This is a genomic window from Loktanella sp. F6476L, assembly GCF_023015725.1.
Lineage (GTDB): Bacteria > Pseudomonadota > Alphaproteobacteria > Rhodobacterales > Rhodobacteraceae > Yoonia.
The window spans coordinates 115010-134556 of record NZ_JALKAR010000007.1 but is presented as its reverse complement, the minus strand read 5'-3'; the positions used below and the strand labels follow the sequence as shown (position 1 = coordinate 134556).

19 protein-coding genes are annotated in these 19547 nt (G+C 55.6%); 11 read left to right on the top strand and 8 right to left on the bottom strand.

Going from position 1 to position 19547, the window contains the following annotated elements; all coding sequences use genetic code 11:
* Nucleotides 1-2: 2 nt before the first annotated feature.
* Nucleotides 3-518 carry a redoxin domain-containing protein gene (locus tag MWU61_RS14645; RefSeq protein ID WP_247129126.1) on the top strand — a complete coding sequence of 172 codons (516 nt, stop codon included), beginning with the start codon at nucleotides 3-5 and terminating at the stop codon, nucleotides 516-518.
* A gap of 55 nt (nucleotides 519-573) precedes the next feature.
* On the opposite strand, the gene MWU61_RS14640 is transcribed toward MWU61_RS14645, so the two are convergent.
* Nucleotides 574-1956, bottom strand: coding sequence for a 2-isopropylmalate synthase (locus MWU61_RS14640; protein WP_247129175.1), 1383 nt, complete (start codon nucleotides 1954-1956; stop codon nucleotides 574-576).
* Nucleotides 1957-2190: 234 nt separating this feature from the next.
* On the opposite strand from MWU61_RS14640, the gene MWU61_RS14635 reads away from it, so the two are divergent.
* From MWU61_RS14635 to gltX, 4 genes are all read left to right on the top strand, one after another.
* A complete protein-coding gene (locus MWU61_RS14635) occupies nucleotides 2191-3852 on the top strand; it encodes an NAD+ synthase (protein WP_247129125.1) in 1662 nt (553 codons plus the stop codon).
* Nucleotides 3849-4040: a hypothetical protein gene (locus MWU61_RS14630; protein WP_247129124.1), complete on the top strand. Its 192-nt coding sequence runs from the start codon at nucleotides 3849-3851 to the stop codon at nucleotides 4038-4040. Before MWU61_RS14635 ends, MWU61_RS14630 begins: the two co-directional genes overlap by 4 nt.
* A 105-nt stretch (nucleotides 4041-4145) precedes the next feature.
* On the top strand, nucleotides 4146-4574 hold the full coding sequence (locus MWU61_RS14625; RefSeq protein WP_247129123.1) for a DUF1801 domain-containing protein: 429 nt from the start codon (nucleotides 4146-4148) through the stop codon (nucleotides 4572-4574).
* 51 nt (nucleotides 4575-4625) lie between these two features.
* On the top strand, nucleotides 4626-5945 hold the full coding sequence (gene gltX / locus MWU61_RS14620; RefSeq protein WP_247129122.1) for a glutamate--tRNA ligase: 1320 nt from the start codon (nucleotides 4626-4628) through the stop codon (nucleotides 5943-5945).
* Here gltX and MWU61_RS14615 read toward each other — a convergent pair.
* Genes MWU61_RS14615 through MWU61_RS14605 form a run of 3 tightly spaced genes read right to left on the bottom strand, consistent with a single transcriptional unit; the run spans nucleotide 5942 to nucleotide 9650 of the window.
* Entirely contained in the window at nucleotides 5942-6463 is a 522-nt protein-coding gene (locus tag MWU61_RS14615) for a gamma-glutamylcyclotransferase family protein (RefSeq protein WP_247129121.1), read from the bottom strand. The two genes, gltX and MWU61_RS14615, sit on opposite strands and share 4 nt — an antisense overlap.
* Nucleotides 6460-8967, bottom strand: a complete 2508-nt coding sequence (locus MWU61_RS14610) for an FtsX-like permease family protein (protein ID WP_247129120.1) — start codon at nucleotides 8965-8967, stop codon at nucleotides 6460-6462. The genes MWU61_RS14615 and MWU61_RS14610 overlap by 4 nt, the downstream gene beginning before the upstream one ends.
* Entirely contained in the window at nucleotides 8964-9650 is a 687-nt protein-coding gene (locus MWU61_RS14605; protein WP_247129119.1) for an ABC transporter ATP-binding protein, read from the bottom strand. Before MWU61_RS14605 ends, MWU61_RS14610 begins: the two co-directional genes overlap by 4 nt.
* On the opposite strand from MWU61_RS14605, the gene MWU61_RS14600 reads away from it, so the two are divergent.
* Entirely contained in the window at nucleotides 9649-10335 is a 687-nt protein-coding gene (locus MWU61_RS14600; RefSeq protein WP_247129118.1) for an arylesterase, read from the top strand. The two genes, MWU61_RS14605 and MWU61_RS14600, sit on opposite strands and share 2 nt — an antisense overlap.
* A 51-nt stretch (nucleotides 10336-10386) precedes the next feature.
* On the opposite strand, the gene MWU61_RS14595 is transcribed toward MWU61_RS14600, so the two are convergent.
* Entirely contained in the window at nucleotides 10387-10596 is a 210-nt protein-coding gene (locus MWU61_RS14595) for a cold-shock protein (RefSeq protein WP_247129117.1), read from the bottom strand.
* 249 nt (nucleotides 10597-10845) lie between these two features.
* A complete protein-coding gene (locus MWU61_RS14590; protein ID WP_090195363.1) occupies nucleotides 10846-11052 on the bottom strand; it encodes a cold-shock protein in 207 nt (68 codons plus the stop codon).
* Between the two features lie 224 nt (nucleotides 11053-11276).
* On the opposite strand from MWU61_RS14590, the gene MWU61_RS14585 reads away from it, so the two are divergent.
* The gene (locus tag MWU61_RS14585) at nucleotides 11277-11795 is read left to right on the top strand and encodes an alkylphosphonate utilization protein (protein ID WP_247129116.1); all 519 of its coding nucleotides are present in this window, start codon (nucleotides 11277-11279) and stop codon (nucleotides 11793-11795) included.
* A gap of 34 nt (nucleotides 11796-11829) precedes the next feature.
* Here the strand turns inward: MWU61_RS14585 and ettA are convergent, their stop codons facing one another.
* Nucleotides 11830-13485, bottom strand: a complete 1656-nt coding sequence (gene ettA / locus MWU61_RS14580; protein ID WP_247129115.1) for an energy-dependent translational throttle protein EttA — start codon at nucleotides 13483-13485, stop codon at nucleotides 11830-11832.
* Between the two features lie 30 nt (nucleotides 13486-13515).
* Entirely contained in the window at nucleotides 13516-15354 is a 1839-nt protein-coding gene (locus MWU61_RS14575) for an EAL domain-containing protein (protein WP_247129114.1), read from the bottom strand.
* Nucleotides 15355-15510: 156 nt separating this feature from the next.
* On the opposite strand from MWU61_RS14575, the gene mgrA reads away from it, so the two are divergent.
* The 4 genes from mgrA to dacB are packed head-to-tail and all read left to right on the top strand — an operon-like array spanning nucleotide 15511 to nucleotide 19519.
* Nucleotides 15511-16545 (top strand): L-glyceraldehyde 3-phosphate reductase, encoded by a 1035-nt coding sequence (gene mgrA / locus MWU61_RS14570; RefSeq protein ID WP_247129113.1) that lies wholly within the window; start codon nucleotides 15511-15513, stop codon nucleotides 16543-16545.
* Nucleotides 16499-17371: a hypothetical protein gene (locus MWU61_RS14565; RefSeq protein ID WP_247129112.1), complete on the top strand. Its 873-nt coding sequence runs from the start codon at nucleotides 16499-16501 to the stop codon at nucleotides 17369-17371. The genes mgrA and MWU61_RS14565 overlap by 47 nt, the downstream gene beginning before the upstream one ends.
* Nucleotides 17372-17965 (top strand): nicotinate-nucleotide adenylyltransferase, encoded by a 594-nt coding sequence (locus tag MWU61_RS14560; RefSeq protein WP_247129111.1) that lies wholly within the window; start codon nucleotides 17372-17374, stop codon nucleotides 17963-17965.
* Nucleotides 17966-18016: 51 nt separating this feature from the next.
* On the top strand, nucleotides 18017-19519 hold the full coding sequence (gene dacB, locus MWU61_RS14555) for a D-alanyl-D-alanine carboxypeptidase/D-alanyl-D-alanine-endopeptidase (protein ID WP_247129110.1): 1503 nt from the start codon (nucleotides 18017-18019) through the stop codon (nucleotides 19517-19519).
* Nucleotides 19520-19547 lie beyond the last annotated feature (28 nt).

Genomic DNA, 19547 nt, shown 5'->3' with positions numbered 1-19547 from the left:
CAATGACCCATTCTAAACCTGCCGTTGGCGTTGCCGTGCCGGAAATGACATTTGCGAAACTTGGCGGCGGACAGCTGACGTTCGGCGGCACGCGTGATCGCTGGTCCCTGCTGGTCGTCTATCGTGGCAAGCATTGCCCACGTTGCAAAAGATACCTGAACAAATTCAACGACATGCTGGCTGATTGGACGGAATTGATGGACGTGATGGTCGTGTCCGCTGATACAGCTGAAAAGGCGCAAGCAGACGTCGACGAATTCGGTTGGACCTTTGATGTTGGCTACGGGATGACAGTCGATCAGATGCGGGCGCTGGGCCTGTATGTGTCTGATCCTTTGTCAGAGGCCGAAACGACTGATCTGTTTGCCGAGCCAGGCACATTCGCGGTTCGCCCAAATGGTGAACTGATGTTGGTTGATATTTCCAACGGTCCGGCGTCGCGTCCTGACCTAGATGAATTGTTGGATGGTATGCGTTTCAACATCGAAAACGACCGTCCGACACGCGGAAACGCTTGATCCAAAACGACAAAGGGCAGCCAATTGGCTGCCCATTCTCATTCATGTCGTCCGATTATTCGGCGGCGGGTGCGTCTTCCAGCTCAGGTTCTTGTGCCAGTGCACCGTCTTCCCAATCGCCAGAGATTTCCTGACCTGATGCGTAACGCATTGTGCCAACGCCCTGACGACGACCGCTTTCGAACTGGCCTTCGTAAACGTCGCCATTCGCATAAGTTGCGACACCTTCGCCGTTAATTTCACCTTCAGCCCACGCACCTGTGTAGGTGAAACCGTCTGGCAAAGTGATCGTACCGGTACCGTCGCGCTGACCGTCCACAAACGTACCCTCATAGACTGTACCGTCTGCATACGTAGCAGTGCCTTGACCGTTGCGCTGACCTTCGACCCATTCACCTTCGTAAACATAGCCGTCAGGGTAGGTCATCTTGCCCATCCCGTGGTTCTTCGCGTTCAGGAATTCACCTTCATAAACAAGGCCGTTCTCAAAAATCGCAACGCCCGTGCCGTTGATCACACCGTTCTGCCAGTCACCTTCGTAGGATGACCCGTCCGGATATACGATCTTGCCAGTCCCATCAGCCAGATCAGCCGAGAACGTGCCAGTATAGACAGACCCGTCAGGATAGGTGACTTCACCATTGCCTTCGTTCTGGCCATCGACCCAATCGCCAACGTATTTATAGCCGCGCGTATCTGTAAACGTGCCAGTACCGCTGCGTTTGTCATCAACAAACCCGCCTTCGTACACGTCTCCATTTGCGTAGGTGACTTTGCCTTCACCCTGACGACGACCTGCGACAAGCGTGCCTTCGTAAATATCGCCATTCGGCTGCGTCAGCTTGCCGGACCCTTCGATCTGGCCATCAACCCATGTGCCTGCATAGATCAGGCCATCAGCTGCTTTCAGCGTACCTTCACCGTCGCGTTCGCCTGCTTTCAGGTTACCTTCGTAAACGGCGCCATCAGGGTAGGTCACTTTGCCCACGCCTTCTTTCACGCCGTTGATCCAAGGACCTTCGTAGATATACCCGTTCGGGCTGCGCATCGTCCCAACACCGTGGTGCTGCGCGTTGCGGAATTCGCCTTCGTAGATCACGCCATTCGCGTAATTCGCTACGCCTTGGCCCGTGATATTGCCGTCGGTCCAGTCACCTTCATAGGTGCCGCCATCGGCAAATGTAATCTTGCCAGTGCCTTCGGGCTTACCGCTTGCAAAGGTACCTTCGTAGATAGACCCGTTCGGGAAGGTCGCAGTACCCGTTCCGCGAATTTCGCCATCGACCCATTCGCCAGAGTATTCGTAGCCGTTGGGCAACCGATAGGTGCCTTGGCCGTGCTGTTTGCCGTCACGAAACTCGCCTTCGTAAACGCCGCCATCGTCGTATTGCTTGGTTTGGGTTTGCGCATGTGCCACGCCGGAAAGGGCGACCCCCATCCCAAGTGTCAGTGCGATTGCTGTGCCTTTAGGCCATCCGAATGTCATATTCGTTTCCTGTCTCGTGCTCTTTGTTTTACGCAAAGTTAAACCAACTTAACGCAATCGAACAATCATTAATCAATCACATGTCATTTGTGAGAAGCGGATGCGGCATCCTTGTGACCTGTTATCACCTTCCCTTAGGCCGACATTCTGCTACATCGGGGGCAAGACCCAAAGGGAAAATGCACGATGACGACGACATTCCGCCTGACTATGGCTCAGTTGAACCCAACCGTTGGCGACCTTGCCGGAAACGCGGCGAAAGCCCGTAAAGCATGGGACGCAGCCAAGGACGCAGGCGCGGATATGGTCGCTTTGCCTGAGATGTTCATCACCGGATATTCGACGCAGGATCTGGTGATGAAACCGGTCTTCCATCAAGCTGCCGAAGCCGCCATTGAAGCGCTCGCCGCTGAATGCGCAGACGGGCCAACCATCGGAATCGGTGGGCCATATTTTACCGATGATCGGCTTTATAATGCCTATTATATCTGTCGGGGCGGTAAGATCGTCGCGCGTCAGCTCAAGCATTTCTTGCCTAATTACAATGTCTTCGACGAAGTGCGGCAGTTCCGGCGCGGCCCGATCCAAGGCCCGTACGCAATCCCGAATGGTCCACGCATCGGCAGCCCGATCTGCGAAGACGCATGGTATGAAGACGTCGCCGAAGCCATGGTCGAAAGCGGCGCTGAAATCCTTGTGGTGCCAAACGGGTCCCCATTCCGCCGTGAAAAATTCGACGTGCGCATGTCCAAAATGGTGGCCCGCGTAATCGAAAACGAAGTGCCACTTGTCTACGTCAACATGGTTGGCGGTCAGGACGATCAGGTCTTTGACGGTGGGTCATTCGTCCTGAACAAGGGCGGAAAACTGGCCGTGCAATTGCCATTATTCGACGAAGTTTTGGCGCACGTCGATTTCGAACAAACCGATGACGGCTGGGAAGCCATCGCTGGCGAAAAAGCAATTTTCCCCGACGATTTGGAACAAGATTATCGCGCAATGGTCGAAAGCCTGCGTGATTATTGCGGTAAAACCGGCTTCAAAAAGGTCCTGTTGGGCCTGTCCGGCGGTATCGACAGTGCGATTGTTGCGGTCATTGCCGCCGATGCGCTGGGTCCCGAAAACGTGCGCGGTGTCATGTTGCCGTCCGAATATACCTCCCAATCGTCGCTCGATGATGCGCAAGGCGTGGTCGATGCGCTGGGCTGCAATTACGACACGGTGTCCATCGCAGGGCCTCGCGCGGCAGTGACAGACGCGCTCGCGCCGCTATTCGCGGGCCGCGACGAAGACCTGACAGAAGAGAATATTCAATCCCGTTTGCGCGGCGTTCTTCTCATGGCGCAGTCCAACAAATTTGGTGAAATGCTCCTGACGACGGGCAATAAATCCGAAGTCGCCGTCGGCTACGCCACGATCTACGGCGACATGAACGGTGGCTACAACCCGATCAAGGACATGTACAAGACGCGGGTTTTCGATGCCTGCCGCTGGCGCAATGCCAACCACCGCCCTTGGATGAAAGCGCCGGCAGGCGAAATGATTCCCGTCTCGATCATCGACAAACCGCCGTCAGCCGAACTGCGCCCTGATCAACGCGACGACGACAGCTTGCCGCCCTACGATATCCTCGATGGTATCCTCAAAATGCTCGTGGACGAAGAACGGTCCGTCGCAGATTGCGTGGCGGCAGGTTACGAACGCGAGACCGTGAAACGCGTCGAACACCTGCTCTACATTTCCGAATACAAGCGATTCCAATCCGCGCCGGGCACACGTCTGTCGAACCGCGCCTTCTGGCTGGATCGCCGTTACCCAATCGTCAACGGTTTCCGAGATCAAAGTTGACGAACCAGACAAAGCGCGGCGTGGCGGCTTTGGTCGTCGCGTTTTGCGTGGTGTGTTCGATTTGCCTTTTGGCGATTGGGCGACTGGCTCCACAAACCTTTACCCCTGCAATTTGGATCACCGTCCTTGGCCTTCTGCTGGTGGTCTTCGGTGCGGCGGTTGTCGTGTTGCGCAAGGTAAAAGGTTAACGCCGCGCCAGTGCACGCCTTGTGCACAGGTTGTGCACGCCTTGTGACAATCAATTTTGTCATTTTGGGCGGCTCTGTTAACCTTGTTTTCAAGCGGAGGACATCATGGCTGACAACAAGACTCAGGTGACCGAAATCTCGCCCGCAGCCTTCATCGCGGGGATCGACCACCCGACACGCAGGGCCGATGCCGAAACGCTGGACGCTTTATTTCGCGACATCACAGGCTGGCAACCGCGCATGTGGGGGCCGACGATTATCGGCTACGGCGCATATCATTACACATACGACAGCGGGCGCGAAGGCGACATGTGCGCGACCGGATTTAGTCCGCGCAAGGCAAACCTGTCGCTCTATATTATGCCGGGATATCAAGACTTTGGACACATCCTTGACCGCCTCGGGAAACACAAATTGGGGAAGGCTTGTCTTTATATAAACAAACTCGCTGACGTGGATATCGATGTCGTCGCCGAGATTATTCAAGCAGGGCTAGATGATCTTGGCGCGCGTTGGCCCGTAAAGCCTAGCTAAACTGGACAATTGCGACCTGTCATGGTCAATGGCCCTAACAGGAGATTTCCAATGACTACGACTCGTTTCGCCCCTTCGCCCACTGGCTGGCTACATATCGGTAACCTGCGCGCTGCCTTGTTCAACTACGCCATCGCCCGCAAGGCCGGCGGCACCTTCATCCTGCGGATCGACGATACGGATCAGGAACGGTCAAAAGACGAATATATTCAAGGCATTAAAGACGACCTGACATGGCTTGGTATCGAATGGGATCGGGTTGAACATCAATCCGCTCGCATGGATCGCTACCTTGATGCGAAGCAGCGGCTGATCGATATGGGGCGTCTGTATGAATGCTTTGAAACGCCAGTTGAGCTTGATCTGAAACGGAAAAAGCAGCTCAACATGGGTAAGCCGCCGGTTTATGATCGCGGGGCGCTTGCCCTGTCCGAAGACGAAAAGAACAAACTGCGCGAAGAACGCGGATCGCATTGGCGGTTCAAGCTGGACCACGAACGCATCGAATGGACGGATGGCATCATCGGTGACATTTCGATTGATGCGGCGTCGGTGTCGGATCCGGTTCTTTTCAAGAACGACGGTCAGATTTTGTACACGTTGGCGTCCGTTGTCGATGACACAGAAATGGGCCTTTCCCACGTTGTACGCGGGTCCGATCACGTGACCAACACGGCGACACAAATCCAGATTATTCAAGCACTTGGCGGCACGGTTCCAACGTTTTCACACCATTCATTGTTGACTGGTCCACAGGGCGAGGCTTTGTCGAAACGGCTGGGCACATTGGCCTTGAAAGACTTGCGCGAGGCAGGGATTGCGCCGATGGCGATCCTGTCGCTAATGGCGCGTTTGGGGTCATCCGATCCGGTAGAGCTGCGCGCGAACATTGGCGAAATCGTCGAAGGTTTCGACATTTCCAAATTCGGATCAGCACCGACGAAATTCGACGCAGAGGACCTGAAACCGCTGACAGCGCGGTATCTGGCAACCTTGGATCATACGGCAGTTGCAGCCGAGATCGAAGCCGCTGGTGTTCCCGCTAATTTGGCCGCGCCTTTCTGGGACGTCGTGAAGGGCAATATCGCGACCTTGGACGATCTGCCGGGGTGGTGGGCGTTGTTCCGCAACGGGGCTACGCCGCTTGTCGCGGATGAGGATAAAGAATTTATCGCGCAGGCCTTTGATATGTTGGGCGAACCTCCCTACGCAGCCGACACGTGGTCCACATGGACGGCAGCGGTGAAAGAGGCGACTGGCCGTAAAGGCAAACAGTTGTTCATGCCGCTGCGCCAAGCCGTGACTGGCTTGCAGCGTGGGCCAGAAATGGCGGATGTGATGCCGTTGCTGCAGACGAAACCAAAGGTCTAAGCGCGGACCAGTTTTGAAAGCTGGTCATCAACGAACCGCGTTTCATCGGGGGATAATACCTGATGGCGCGGATAAATGGGGGCGGCTCTGTCGTCTTTGATCGGCCCCCAATTATCTGTTGTTGCAAAGAAATTCGCGGCGCCTTCCTGCCCGAATTCACGTAGATATCCCTGAATGACGACATCAAGATAGCTGCGCAAAATGGGGTGGGGGCCGTCTGCTGGATAAATGATGTTATCCTGAACTTCGTAAATCGCGGTCCGGTCCGGCAAAAGCTGGCGACGATATGCAAATTCACGATCATCCAGCGCGGCCCAATCGGCGTTCGGAACCTGCGCGCTAATGCCATCAAGTGTCGTGCCATGATCGGGCGTCACCGATAGAATCGCAAAATCGCGCAACGTGGTGCTGCGCCAAACGCGCCGCCATCCGTCGATTTTTCTGCGCTGCGGTTGGCGATAATCGTGCGTGTTCAGATTCACGAGGCTTCCGTAGCCGAAGAAAGTCGGGTCGGTCATTCGCGGGCTCTTAATATTTGCGCGGGCGGTGCTGTCAGCGGTCTTATTGCAAAAGCCAGCCCCGCAACAAGCGACGCGGCGACGCCACCCCCGATGATCAGCAATGCGTTGGACCAGACAATGGCGTAATCCGTTTCCATGATGAAAGTCGAAACGGCCCATCCGCCCAAGATACCTGTGCCAAGTGCTACGGCACCCGCCGCAAAACCCAGCAATGCGGCGCGCAAAGCAAAACTGGTCAAGATGCGACCGCGTGAAGCGCCGAGCGTTTTGAGGACCGCAGCCTCGTAGGTGCGGCTGCGTTCTCCGGCGGCTGCCGCGCCAATGAGAACCAGAAATCCGGTCAACAAAGTTGCCAAAGCGCCGTATCGCGTTGCCGCAGATATGCCACTGATCAAGGTGACAACTTGATCGATGGCATCGCGAATGCGGATTGCTGTAATGTTGGGGTATGCCGTGGCAAGATCGCGTAGGATCTGCGCCTCGGCTGCTTCTTCAGCGAAAACCGTTGAAATCCAACTGTGGGGCGCGCCTGCGAGCGCCGACTGGTTGAGCGCTATGACAAAGCCCATGCCTGCGTCTTCGAAGCTGACATCGCGAAAACTGGCGATGGTACCAGTGATGTCGCGGCCCAAGATATTGATCACCATGTCGTCGCCAATCGACAGCCCAATTTCGCGCGCTTCTTCGTCCGCAAAGCTGATCAACGGCGGCCCGTCGTAATCTTCTGGCCACCATGCGCCTTCGGTGATCGTCGTGCCGTCTGGCATGGCGTTGGCATAAGTCACCCCGCGATCGCCACGCACGACCCAATGTCCGTCCGCGAAAGTGGTCGCGTCTTGTCCGTTAATGGTGGTGATGACGCCGCGCAACATTGGTGCAGTTTCCATGTTGCTGACGGCAGGATCGTTTGCCAGACGTTCGGTGTAGCCATCGATTTGATCCGGCTGGATATCGACAAAGAAATAGGACGGCGCGTTTTGCGGCAGTTCTTCGGACAAAGAACTGCGTAAATTCGCATCGATCTGACCCACGCTCGCCAGTACAGAGAGGCCCAGCCCCAGCGACAGAACGACGGCCGTCGCTTCGCCGCCACGTGATCCGATCGCGCCAAGGGCCAGTCGCAGGGCGGGTCTGCCGCGCGTTGGCCGCTGCAGGCGTCGCGCGATGAAGCGGATGATGACGGCTGCGACAATCAAGATCACGAGCGCCGCGATGATGCCACCAGTTGTCCAGAGCGTTAGAAATACGTCACCCGAAAAGACAATCGCAAGCCCTACAAGTGCGGCAAGCAACGCGGCGGTTATGATGAGATATCCCAAACGGGGCAGGGCCTTACCAGCGCCGAAAGCATCGCGAAACAGGGTGGCAGCGCGGATATCTTCGGTTTTTGCAAGCGGCCAAAGCGTAAAGATCAACGCAGCCAAGATGCCGTAGATCGCAGCTTCGCCAAGTGGACGTGGATCGAACGTAAATTCGGCTGGTATCGGAAGGCGTGCTTCGATGAATGGTGCGAAGATAACCGGGATTGCGCCGCCGATGATGACGCCAAGTGCGACGCCAAGAATGGTGAGAACGCCAATCTGAAAAAAGTACGTCAGAAAGATTGTGCGACTGGTTGCCCCAAGCGTTTTCAATGTGGCAATAACGTTAGTTTTGCCGGCTAGGTAGGACTGCACGGCTGCTGATACGCCGACCCCACCCACAGCGAGCCCCGCCAGCCCCATCAGGATCAGGAATGATCCGATCTGTTCGACAAACCGTTCTGTCCCGCCAGCGCCACGCCTGCTGTCGCGCCACCTGAGGCCTGCGTCGGACAGGGTCGCTTTGGTCTGATCTTCTGCAGCTTGTAGGTCCGTACCGTCAGGCAGGTCCAGTCGGTATTGCGTTGAAAACAATGTACCTTCTGCGATCAAGCCCGACCCCGCTAGCGCGTCGGTCAGGACAATCGTGCGTGGCCCAAGCCCGAAACCGCCGGACGCGTTGTCGGGGTATTTTGTGAGCACCGCCCGTAGGGTGAACTCCTGCGTGCCCAAGCGAAAGGTATCACCGATGGTCAAGCCGAGCCTGTCCACCAGCACCCGTTCCATGACAGCACCACTGTCCGCCAGTGCGTCGGCAAGCGGCATATCGGGCGTCAGCTGCACTTGTCCAATCAACGGGTAAACACCGTCGACAGCGCGGATTTGCGTCAATGCGCGGTCTTCGGTGCCCGTGACGGCCATGGACCGGAAATCCACGGTTTCGGACACGACGTCAGCGATATCGTTCAGGTACGCCAATTCGTCATCACGCGCGAAACGGTAGGTCAGTTCGACCTCTGCGTCTCCACCAAGTAGTGCTGCACCTTCGCGGTCCAGTCCCGCTTGAATGCCAGCCCTGACTGTTCCGACGGCTGCAATCGCAGCGACTCCTAACGCGAGGCACGCGAGAAAAATGCGAAAGCCACGCAAACCGCCCCGGAGTTCCCGCCGTGCAAATTTCGCGGCGACAGCGATGCTCATGCTGCGGCCTTCGCAGGGTCGATCCTGCCATCACGCAAACGCACAACACGGTCACAACGCGCAGCAAGATCAGCGGAATGTGTGACCATGATCAATGTGGCACCTTGGCGATCACGCAGATCAAACAGCAGGTCCATAATCGCGCGGCCATTGGTTTCATCAAGGTTCCCAGTGGGTTCATCGGCCAGCAGAATACGCGGGCGCGGTGCTGATGCGCGGGCAAGTGCGACACGCTGTTGTTCGCCTCCGGACATTTGGCTGGGGTAATGATCGGCGCGGTCGGCTAGACCAACGGCGGCAAGTTCGGCGGCCGCTTTGGTAAACGCATCCTTATCGCCCGCCAGTTCCAGCGGTGTAGCGACGTTTTCAAGCGCAGTCATTGTCGGGATAAGGTGGAAAGATTGAAAGACCACCCCCATATGATCCCTACGAAAGCGGGCCAACTGGTCTTCGTTCATTGCGGTAAGGTCCTGATTAAGCGACAGAACCGATCCGGATGATGCCATTTCCAAGCCGCCCATCACCATAAGGAGCGATGATTTGCCCGACCCACTAGGCCCGACGAGACCGACGGTTTCCCCTTGGCTGACATCCAACACAATGTCGTGCAGGATATCGACAGGACCGGCGTTGCCCATCAAGGTCAGTGAAACATTCGAAAGCGAGAGTACGGGATCAGTCATGGCCACAGCCTTTAGCAAAATCTTCTCCTTTGGATATGGGGCACTTGGGGTGTTGCGCAACCTCTCTATCGTCACAGTCCTGACAACTGGTTACGCGGCGGCCGACGAAATCGTCATTGCGGCCTTAGGTGATAGCCTGACGGCGGGGTATGGCGTGGCGCAGGGCGATGGATTTGTTCCACAGCTTGATGCGTGGTTGGAAAAGCAGGGCCTGCAGGTCGATCTACAAAATGCAGGCGTGTCAGGCGATACAACTGCGGGCGGGTTGTCGCGGGTCGACTGGACCCTGACCCCGGATGTGGACGGAATGATTGTGACGCTGGGCGGCAACGATTATTTGCGGGGGATCGATCCGGCGGTGAGCAGAGCCAATTTGCGCGGCGTCTTGGAAGCCGCAGAGGCAAAAGGCGTCGATGTGATGATGGTCGGGCTGCGGGCCGGCAGTAATTATGGGCTGGATTATAAAACCGCATTCGAAGCGATGTATTCGGACCTGGCTGCCGAATTCGATGTCCCGCTTTTCCCCAGTTTTTTCCAAGGGTTGCAAGCGGCAGCGGGCATGCAGGACGGGTTAGCTGAATTCATGCAGCGCGATGGCATTCATCCCAACGCCGAAGGTGTTCGGGTGATCGTCGCGGCCATGGGGCCAGATGTGCTGGCATTTGCGAAAGGCCTGCAGCAGTAAAACCTGTGGGCAAGGGCATTCGCGAACGCCCCCACCAGCGCTATGTGGGGTTTAGTCTGCTACGGTCAGATTAACCGCATTTTCGCGACCATCACGGCCGGATTCGATGTCAAAATTGACCTTCTGATCGTCGCGCAGGCCGGTAAGACCAGACCGTTCGACTGCTGAAATATGTACAAAAACATCCTTATCGCCACCGTCTGGCGCGATGAAGCCGTAACCTTTGGTTGTGTTGAACCATTTGACAGTGCCTGAAGCCATGTCGTTCTTCCTTTATTGCTCCCGCTCGCGGCATTGCAGCGGAATGGCGTGCGACGCATTCATCGCAGCATTAGGCCCGAGTGGCGTAATGATTGATGAGGTCAACACGCGCGTGGATGTTACGCGGGGCAAATCAGAAATCAAGAAATTTTGGGGATTTTTTGACTGGCTATGCAATCATAAGCTGATTTGCGCCAAATCTGGATTGGGGCGCCCGCAGACGCGCGCCCCTGTGTCGTAAGCCGTAGCTTATGCGAGTGCGAGATTAACCGCAGATTCGCGACCGTCGCGGCCAGCTTCGATGTCGAAAGTAACTTTCTGATCGTCGCGCAGGCCAGTCAGGCCGGAACGCTCAACAGCGGAGATGTGAACGAATACGTCCTTGGAGCCGCCATCAGGAGCGATAAAGCCGAAGCCTTTAGTTGTGTTGAACCATTTCACGGTGCCAGTAGCCATCGTGTTTTCCTTCATGTTTTCAATGCCATCCGCGGATTTGCGATAGCGTGGCGTGGTCAGTGCTAGATCGAAAGACTGTAGCCGTTTGGAAAACAGTGGGTCGAGATAGAATAACGTCTGCCTTATCTACATGCGCTTTTGTCGCCCTAGTTGCAAGGAAAATCGCGGGTTGCCTTTGTGCCAATGCAGTGCGACAGGCGGTTAAACACCTAAGGAGTAGCGGCATGCGTTGGGATGAATTGATGGATCGGGCAGGTTCGGTCTGCGAGTTTTGCGGCGCGGCAGAACAACTTAGCGGTGTAGAGATCACGAGCGAAGATCACGTCCTTTTATGCGAAACGTGCCGGTCTGACGACGCCCCTTCGGTTCATTGGCGCTGCCTTGAAGGTGCGGTCTGGTCTGTTGTGCCTGCTGTCCAAATCGCAGTTTGGCGCAAACTTGGGGGAATCGATGAGGTTTGGGCCATGGAGGCCCGCGAAAACCTGATGATGGAACCTGACGTGATGGCGCGGGCAGTCGGCGAGGTCCAAGTTGTACACAAAGACAGCAACGGAATGGTGCTGGAACATGGCGACACGGTCGTGCTGATCAAAGATTTGCCCGTGAAAGGTGCCGGATTTACCGCGAAGCGCGGAACGGCGGCGCGCAATATTTCGCTGGTGCCGGACAACGCGGGCCATATCGAAGGCAAAGTCGAAGGTCAGCGGATTGTCATTTTGACGGAATTCGTCAAACGAAAGTAGTGGTGCCCGGCCGGAGCCGGACACCTCGCATCGTTTAGCGCACGAATTTCTTGTGTTTCATGCGCTTTGGTTCCATCGCATCGGCGCCGAGGCGTTTTTTCTTGTCTTCTTCGTAATCCGAAAACGCGCCTTGGAACCATTCCACATGCGCGTCGCCTTCAAAGGCCAAGATGTGCGTACAAATCCGGTCGAGGAAGAAACGGTCGTGGGAAATGACGACTGCGCAGCCTGCGAAATCGACCAGCGCATCTTCCAAAGCCCGCAGTGTTTCGACGTCCAGATCGTTTGTCGGTTCATCGAGCAGCAGTACGTTACCGCCTGATTTCAATAGCTTAGCCATGTGAACGCGGTTGCGTTCACCGCCTGACAGCAGGCCGACCTTTTTCTGTTGATCCCCGCCTTTGAAGTTAAAGGCAGAGCAGTAAGCGCGGGAATTCATCGACGCGTCGCCGAGTTCGATGATTTCGGCACCACCGGAGATTTCTTCCCAAACAGTTGTGTCTTCCGACAGGGCATCGCGTGATTGGTCCACGTAGGACAGTTTAACTGTGTCGCCAAATTCAACGGTGCCTTCGTCCGGCTGGTTCTGACCCGTCAGCATTGAGAAAAGCGTGGATTTACCCGCGCCGTTTGGCCCGATCACACCGACGATGCCACCGGGTGGCAGGTCAAATGACAGGCCTTCGACCAACAGTTTGTCGCCCATCGCCTTTTTCAGATCAGTGACTTCGATCACTTTGGACCCGAGACGCGGACCGTTTGGAATAATGATCTGGGCACGGCCGACTTTTTCACGCTCGGACTGGTTCGCCATTTCGTTGTAGGATGCGATCCGTGCTTTGGATTTTGCCTGACGGGCCTTTGCGCCTTGGCGCATCCATTCGAGTTCGCGTTCCAGGGTTTTCTGCTTGGATTTGTCGTCTTTGGCTTCGCGTTCCATACGCTTGGCTTTGGCTTCGAGCCAAGAGGAATAGTTGCCTTCGTGCGGGATACCCGCGCCACGGTCGAGTTCCAAAATCCAGCCGGTGATCGCATCAAGGAAGTAGCGATCGTGGGTGACGATCAGGATTGTGCCTTTGTAATCAATAAGGTGCTGTTGCAGCCATGCGATCGTTTCGGCGTCAAGGTGGTTGGTTGGTTCGTCGAGCAGCAACATGTCAGGTGCTTCAAGCAACAGCTTACACAGCGCCACGCGACGACGTTCACCGCCCGAAAGCGTCGTAACGTCGGCGTCATCTGGCGGGCAGCGCAGCGCCTCCATCGACACGTCAATTTGTGCGTCCAGATCCCAGAGGTTCAGCGCGTCAATCTCATCCTGAAGCTTCGCCATCTCGTCGGCGGTTTCTTCGGAGTAGTTCATTGCGACTTCGTTGTAGCGATCAAGGATCGCTTTCTTGTCGGCAACACCCAGCATCACGTTTTCACGGACGGTTAGGTTTTCGTCCAGATGCGGTTCCTGCGGCAAGTAACCGACGCGCGCGCCTTCGGCGGCCCATGCTTCACCCGCGAAATCTTTGTCCTGACCGGCCATAATCCGCATCAGGGTCGATTTACCGGTGCCGTTGACACCGACAACACCGATTTTCACGCCGGGCAGAAAGTTAAGGCGAATGTTTTCAAACACCTTCTTGCCGCCCGGATATGTTTTGGACACGCCGTCCATGAAGTAGACGAATTGATTGCTGGCCATGATGGACGCTCCGCTAGAAAAGTTTGTCCCTCAATAGCGGGGTGCGGCGGCGGCGGCAATTGGTGAACGTGCGATCTGCGATACGATATTCGCCCGATTTGCGAGCCAATCGAGCACGTCAGTCGCGGGCATCGCTTTCGCAAGCCAATAACCTTGCATCACGCTACCGCCCATATCGACGATGGCCTGTGCCTGGTCGGTTGTTTCAATGCCTTCCGTGACTACGACCAGACCAAGATCACGGCAAAGTTCGTACATGACAGAGATGATTTTGGCACTGGTTGGGTCGGTCAGGACATTTTTGGTTAACGTTCGATCAATCTTAACACCGTCCACCGCTAAGGTCGCCAAGTGCGTTAGTCCTGCATGGCCGGTTCCGAAGTCATCTAGCAGCGTCGCGATGCCTGCGTCATGAAGTTTCTGCACGGTTTGTACTAACGGATTGGACTTGCTTATATCGTCGAAAACGACAGTTTCGAGGACTTCAATCAAGACGTCTTTTGGGTCGAGGTTTCGGTCCGCGAGTTCGGTCATCATGGTTTGGAAGAATGCAGGATGACCCAGCAATTCGGCTGAACCGTTCAGGCCGATTTTGATATTGGGATGGCCATTTTCGTTGAGTTTGACCTTCAGGTCCAAGGCCGCACGAAGGGCTGCAAAGTCGATGTCGGCCATTAGCCCTAAATTTTTGGCGAGCGGCAAGAAATCGGCGGGTGAAATAAGCCCCAATCGTGGGTTCTGCCAACGCACGAGCGTTTCAAAGCCGCAGATCACACCCGACTTTAGGTCCATCGTCGGCTGAAACTGAAACGAAATCATGTCGTTGTCGACAGCCGCACATAGTTCATCACCCAATCGGGCTTGTTCAACTTGTCTTGCATGCAACGATTTGTCGTATGTCGCGACGCGTCCACGCCCGCCATTTTTGGCTTCATACAGGGCGAAATCCGCACGTCTGAGCAAATCTTCGGGGCTTAGATTTTTTTCACTGGCGAAGGCTGCGCCGATGCTGAGCCCACAATGCAGGGACCCACCATTTAGATGCCGCCCGTCATCATTCGCTTTGATGATTTTCTGGCCGATCAATTCGATCGCATCAAGCGATTGGGCATTAGGGCAGAGAACAAGGAATTCATCGCCACCGATCCGCGCGGCGATATCATCGTCGGTAATCACCTGTCGTAAGGTATCGGCAATCCCGTTGAGTATCTTGTCTCCAGCCGAATGGCCAAAACTGTCGTTAATGGTTTTGAAGTGATCGAGGTCAATTTCAAGAAGGCCGACGCCCGTTTGACCGTCATCCGCATCGCTTAAGGCTTGCGACATGCGACGCATCACATTCAGTCGATTGGATAGCCCTGTCAGGCTATCGGTTGCTGCGATTTGAGAGAGTTTTCTGGACGTTGCCGTAAGTTCCATTTGGCGCGTGATGTGATCGCTGATGTCGCGCGCTACGACAATCGCGACTTCGCCAAATTCGCGAATTGTGTCGAAAGCGACGTGAAGTTCGACCCAAAAGCTTTCCCCGTTGCCGCGCCGGTTCTCGAAGATGGCAATCTGCGATTTTTCATTTTGTTCATTGCGGTAACGGAACGCGGCAATGTCAGCTGCGCTTGGCGTGTCTTTGATCGGTAACGCATAGGACAGCGGGTTTTGCCCAATGATCTGATCCAACGGGATCATCATCATTTCAGCGTAGATTTCATTGGCCCACAAAACGATGCCATCCATGGATTGCACGACAAGTCCGACATCGGCAGCCGTGCCTACCGCGCGATAGAACGCGGCATCCGGAATTCCCGAAAATGCAGCACTGGTTATATCTGAGTTGAAACGTCGATCTGCGACGGCATTTGAATGTTTCGTCATACCCTTGGATTCCGGTGCTTCGGGAGACTTACACGGTTCGAATGGAAATGGTGTTAATACGTGCGAGAAATTTTGAGGTGCATTGATTTACGAGTCTATTGGTTTGACAATCCGCATTGCCTAACGTCCCTATGCGTATCTTAAAAGGAGACTCTGATGACTTATATGCCCGCCGAAAATCGCTACGAAAACATGACATATCGTCGGTGTGGCAATTCGGGATTGAAGCTGCCTGCGGTATCGCTGGGCCTTTGGCATAATTTTGGCCATGACACGCCACATGATACGAAGACAGCAATTTGCCGGACAGCGTTTGATCACGGGATCACGCATTTTGACTTGGCAAACAACTATGGTCCGCCTGCTGGTTCTGCCGAACACGCGTTCGGGTCCATCCTGAAGGAAGATTTCCAGAACCATCGTGATGAACTGATCATCAGCTCAAAAGCCGGATATCACATGTGGGACGGTCCTTACGGGGAATGGGGAAGCCGGAAGTATCTGATTTCGTCTTGTGATCAGTCGCTTAAGCGTATGGGTCTTGATTACGTCGATATCTTCTATTCGCACCGCTTTGACCCCGATACGCCATTGGAAGAAACAATGGGTGCATTGGATCACATCGTTCGGTCCGGGCGTGCGTTGTATGTCGGTATTTCGTCGTACAATACCGAACGGACGAAAGAAGCAGCGGCCATTCTAAAAGACCTTGGGACGCCCTGTTTGATTCACCAGCCATCTTACAACATGTTGAACCGTTGGGTCGAAACGGACGGTTTGAAGGACACGTTGAAGGATCTTGGTATTGGTTCGATCGCCTTTACGCCTTTGGCGCAGGGGATGCTGACAAAGAAATATCTGGGCGGCATTCCCGAAGATTCCCGTGCCGCGCAGGATAAATCTTTGTCTACGTCGATGTTGACGGACAAAGCGCTGTCAAACATCCGCAAGCTCAATGAAATTGCGGAAGGTCGCGGTCAAACGCTGGCACAAATGGCGATTGCGTGGGTCTTGCGTGACGGGGGCATCACAACCGCCTTGATTGGCGCGTCTAAGCCGAGCCAAGTGATCGATTGTGCTGGTGCCGTTGGCAATCTGGACTTCACAGCTGATGAACTCGCCGAGATCGACAAATACGCTGACGATGAGGCGATTAACCTGTGGGCCAAATCGTCTGAAACGGACAATTGATCCTGTGATTAGCGAAGTCTGTATCTGTGGCCTAGACGGTGAGGCGACTGTTGTTTTGCGCCATGATGGCCATCTGGAAGCCCCGAACTGGCATCCCGATGGTTATCTGATCGTGAACGGCGGCGGTCGGTTGTACCGCCTAGATTTGAACGATCCGACCTTAGTTCCGATCGATACGGGCTTTGCTGTGACCTGCAACAATGACCACGGCATATCGCCAGACGGCAAGCGGCTTGTGATCAGCGATGCGACGCAGACCAAGGGGTCGTGCATCTATATGCTTCCGATTGAAGGCGGCACCCCTGAGAAGGTGACGTCGCAAACACCGTCTTGGTGGCATGGCTGGTCGCCTGGCGGTGGGCGCTTGGCCTATGCTGCGGCCCGTCCGGCTGGCACCCCGATTGGGCTATATACCTGCGCTTTGGATGGCAGCGATGAAGTCTGCGTCACTGATGCGTTTGATCATGTGGATGGGCCGGATTACGCGCCTTATGGCGATTGGATCTGGTTTAATGGCGAACGTGAAGGAAAGGTTGATCTGTGGCGCGTACGGCCTGATGGCGCCGACCTTCAGCGGATGACTGACGATGCTGCTGTGAACTGGTTCCCGCATCCGTCACCAGATGGGGCGCATGTTGTCTACTTGGCTTATCCTGAAGGGACGCTGGGCCATCCCGGCGGCTTGAACGTGAGCCTGCGGATAATGCCTGCTGATGGTGGGGATACCCATCATTTGATTGATCTGTTTGGTGGGCAGGGGACGATCAATGTGCCGTCGTGGGCACCCGATAGCCAGCAATTCGCGTTTGTGGGGTACGTGAGCTAGATGACGCATCCTGTCGCAAAACGCGGTCAAGTCATCGGCCTATTGGGCGGGTCGTTTGATCCGGCGCATGCAGGACATGTGCATATCACGACGACCGCACTGAAACGGTTTCAGTTGGACCGTATTTGGTGGATGGTCAGCCCAGGTAACCCGCTGAAAGAAAACGGTCCCGCACCGATGGCGGAAAGACTGCAAGCCGCGCGCGCAGTCATGCAGCATCCGAAGGTTGATATCACGGACATCGAAGCGACGCTTGGCACGCGCTATACCGCTGATACGCTGGCCGCATTGCAGCGCCGCTACCACGGCGTTCAGTTTGTCTGGCTTATGGGGGCTGATAACCTGACGCAATTCCATCACTGGCAAGACTGGCGGTGGATTATGGATAACGTCCCTGTTGGGGTTGTCGCCCGCCCTGGCGATCGGATCGCGGCGCGGCTTTCCAAAACAGCACGGGTTTATGCGAACGCCCGTATTCCCGGTCGGGCCGCGCATACGTTACGCGATTATGCGGCACCGGCGTGGAGCTTTATCAATCTGCCGATGTCGTCCCAATCTTCCAGCGCTATCCGTGCAAGAGGGGAATGGCGCTAACGTGTTCTATGCGGGCTGGTGCGTCTGCAAGAATCTTTTTAAAGGTTACGCATGACACATCATTTTACGCGCCGCGCCCTTTTAACTTCTGCATTGTCGAGTGTTGCTACTGTTGCTTTTGCCGAGGCGCCGCTGACGTCATTGCGCCCAACCGCACGGCCTGATCTTGATCCGAAAACGTCCCCATTGGCGCAAGTTACCACTGCTGAAATTATCGCGGATGCGGACCTGAACGGTGTTGTCGGCTTTATGTTGGCTGACGCGAAGACGGGGCAACTGCTTGAAGCGACTGACGCCGATATTGGCCTGCCGCCTGCCAGTGTGACCAAGGCCATGACGGCGTTGTTTGCGATAAAAACACTTGGTCCTGATTATTCGTTCCGTACGCGTCTTTTGGCGACGGGCCCTGTTGTTGATGGTGTTCTGCAGGGTGATCTTATTCTTGCGGGCGGTGGGAATCCGAACTTTGTGACGGACGAGTTGAGCGCGCTTGTGAAGCAGTTTGTCGACCTTGGGATTACAAAGATCACAGGCGCCTTTCAGGTATGGGGCGACGCGTTGCCGTATCGCGAAGAGATTGATCCACCGCAGTTGGATCACCTTGGCTACAACCCGTCGGTCGGTGGTCTGAACCTGAATTTCAACCGTGTGCATTTCGAATGGCGTCGCGCGAACGGGCGTTACACGATCGCGATGGATGCACGCAGCGAAACGCAACGCCCGCTGGTCTATACGTCACGCATGCGGATCGTGGATCGTGCGGTGCCGATTTATACATATGCGCGGGCTGGCAAGATTGATGAATGGACAGTCGCCCGCGGTGCGCTGGGCGATTCAGGGTCGCGGTGGCTGCCTGTGCGCAACCCTGCGCTCTATGCAGGCGATGTGTTTCAGACGATGGCGCGGGCGCTGGGTGTTCCATTACCGAACCCCGAAAAGATCGCCGAATTGCCAGAGGCGGACGAAATCGCGGCACATGAAAGCGAAGACCTGACCAAGATGATGCGGTCCATGCTGCGGTTTAGCACAAACCTGACGGCTGAGGGGGCGGGTCTGACGGCCACAAAGACGATCGTCGGCAAACCGTTTGAACTGCCCGAATCGGCGGCCTGTATGACGCGCTGGGCTGAACAACGGTCGAACGTGCGGGCAAACTTTGCGGATCATTCCGGTTTAAGTGATGTTTCGCGAGTGTCAGCGCAGGACATGGTTGCGATTTTGCGCGATCCGGATGCGATTGGGACGTTGCGCCCGATCTTGAAGGATATCCCGATGACGGACGAAGACCGCGATGTCATTGTAGATTTTCCGGCGCGCGTCGTGGCAAAAACCGGAACGCTGAATTTTGTTTCCACGTTGGCGGGATATGTGCGGACGGAGGCAGGAGGCGATCTGGTTTTCACGATCTTCGCTGCCGACCTTGAGGCCCGCGCACGCGGCAAAGCGGCAGGTGATGAACAGCCCGCCGGATCAATCGGGTGGAACCGTCGGGCGAAGCGATTGCAGCAACGGTTGCTGCAACGGTGGTCTTTGGTATTTCAAAGCGAAGCGTAGAGAGACGGCCAAGTTTTTCGGCCGCCTC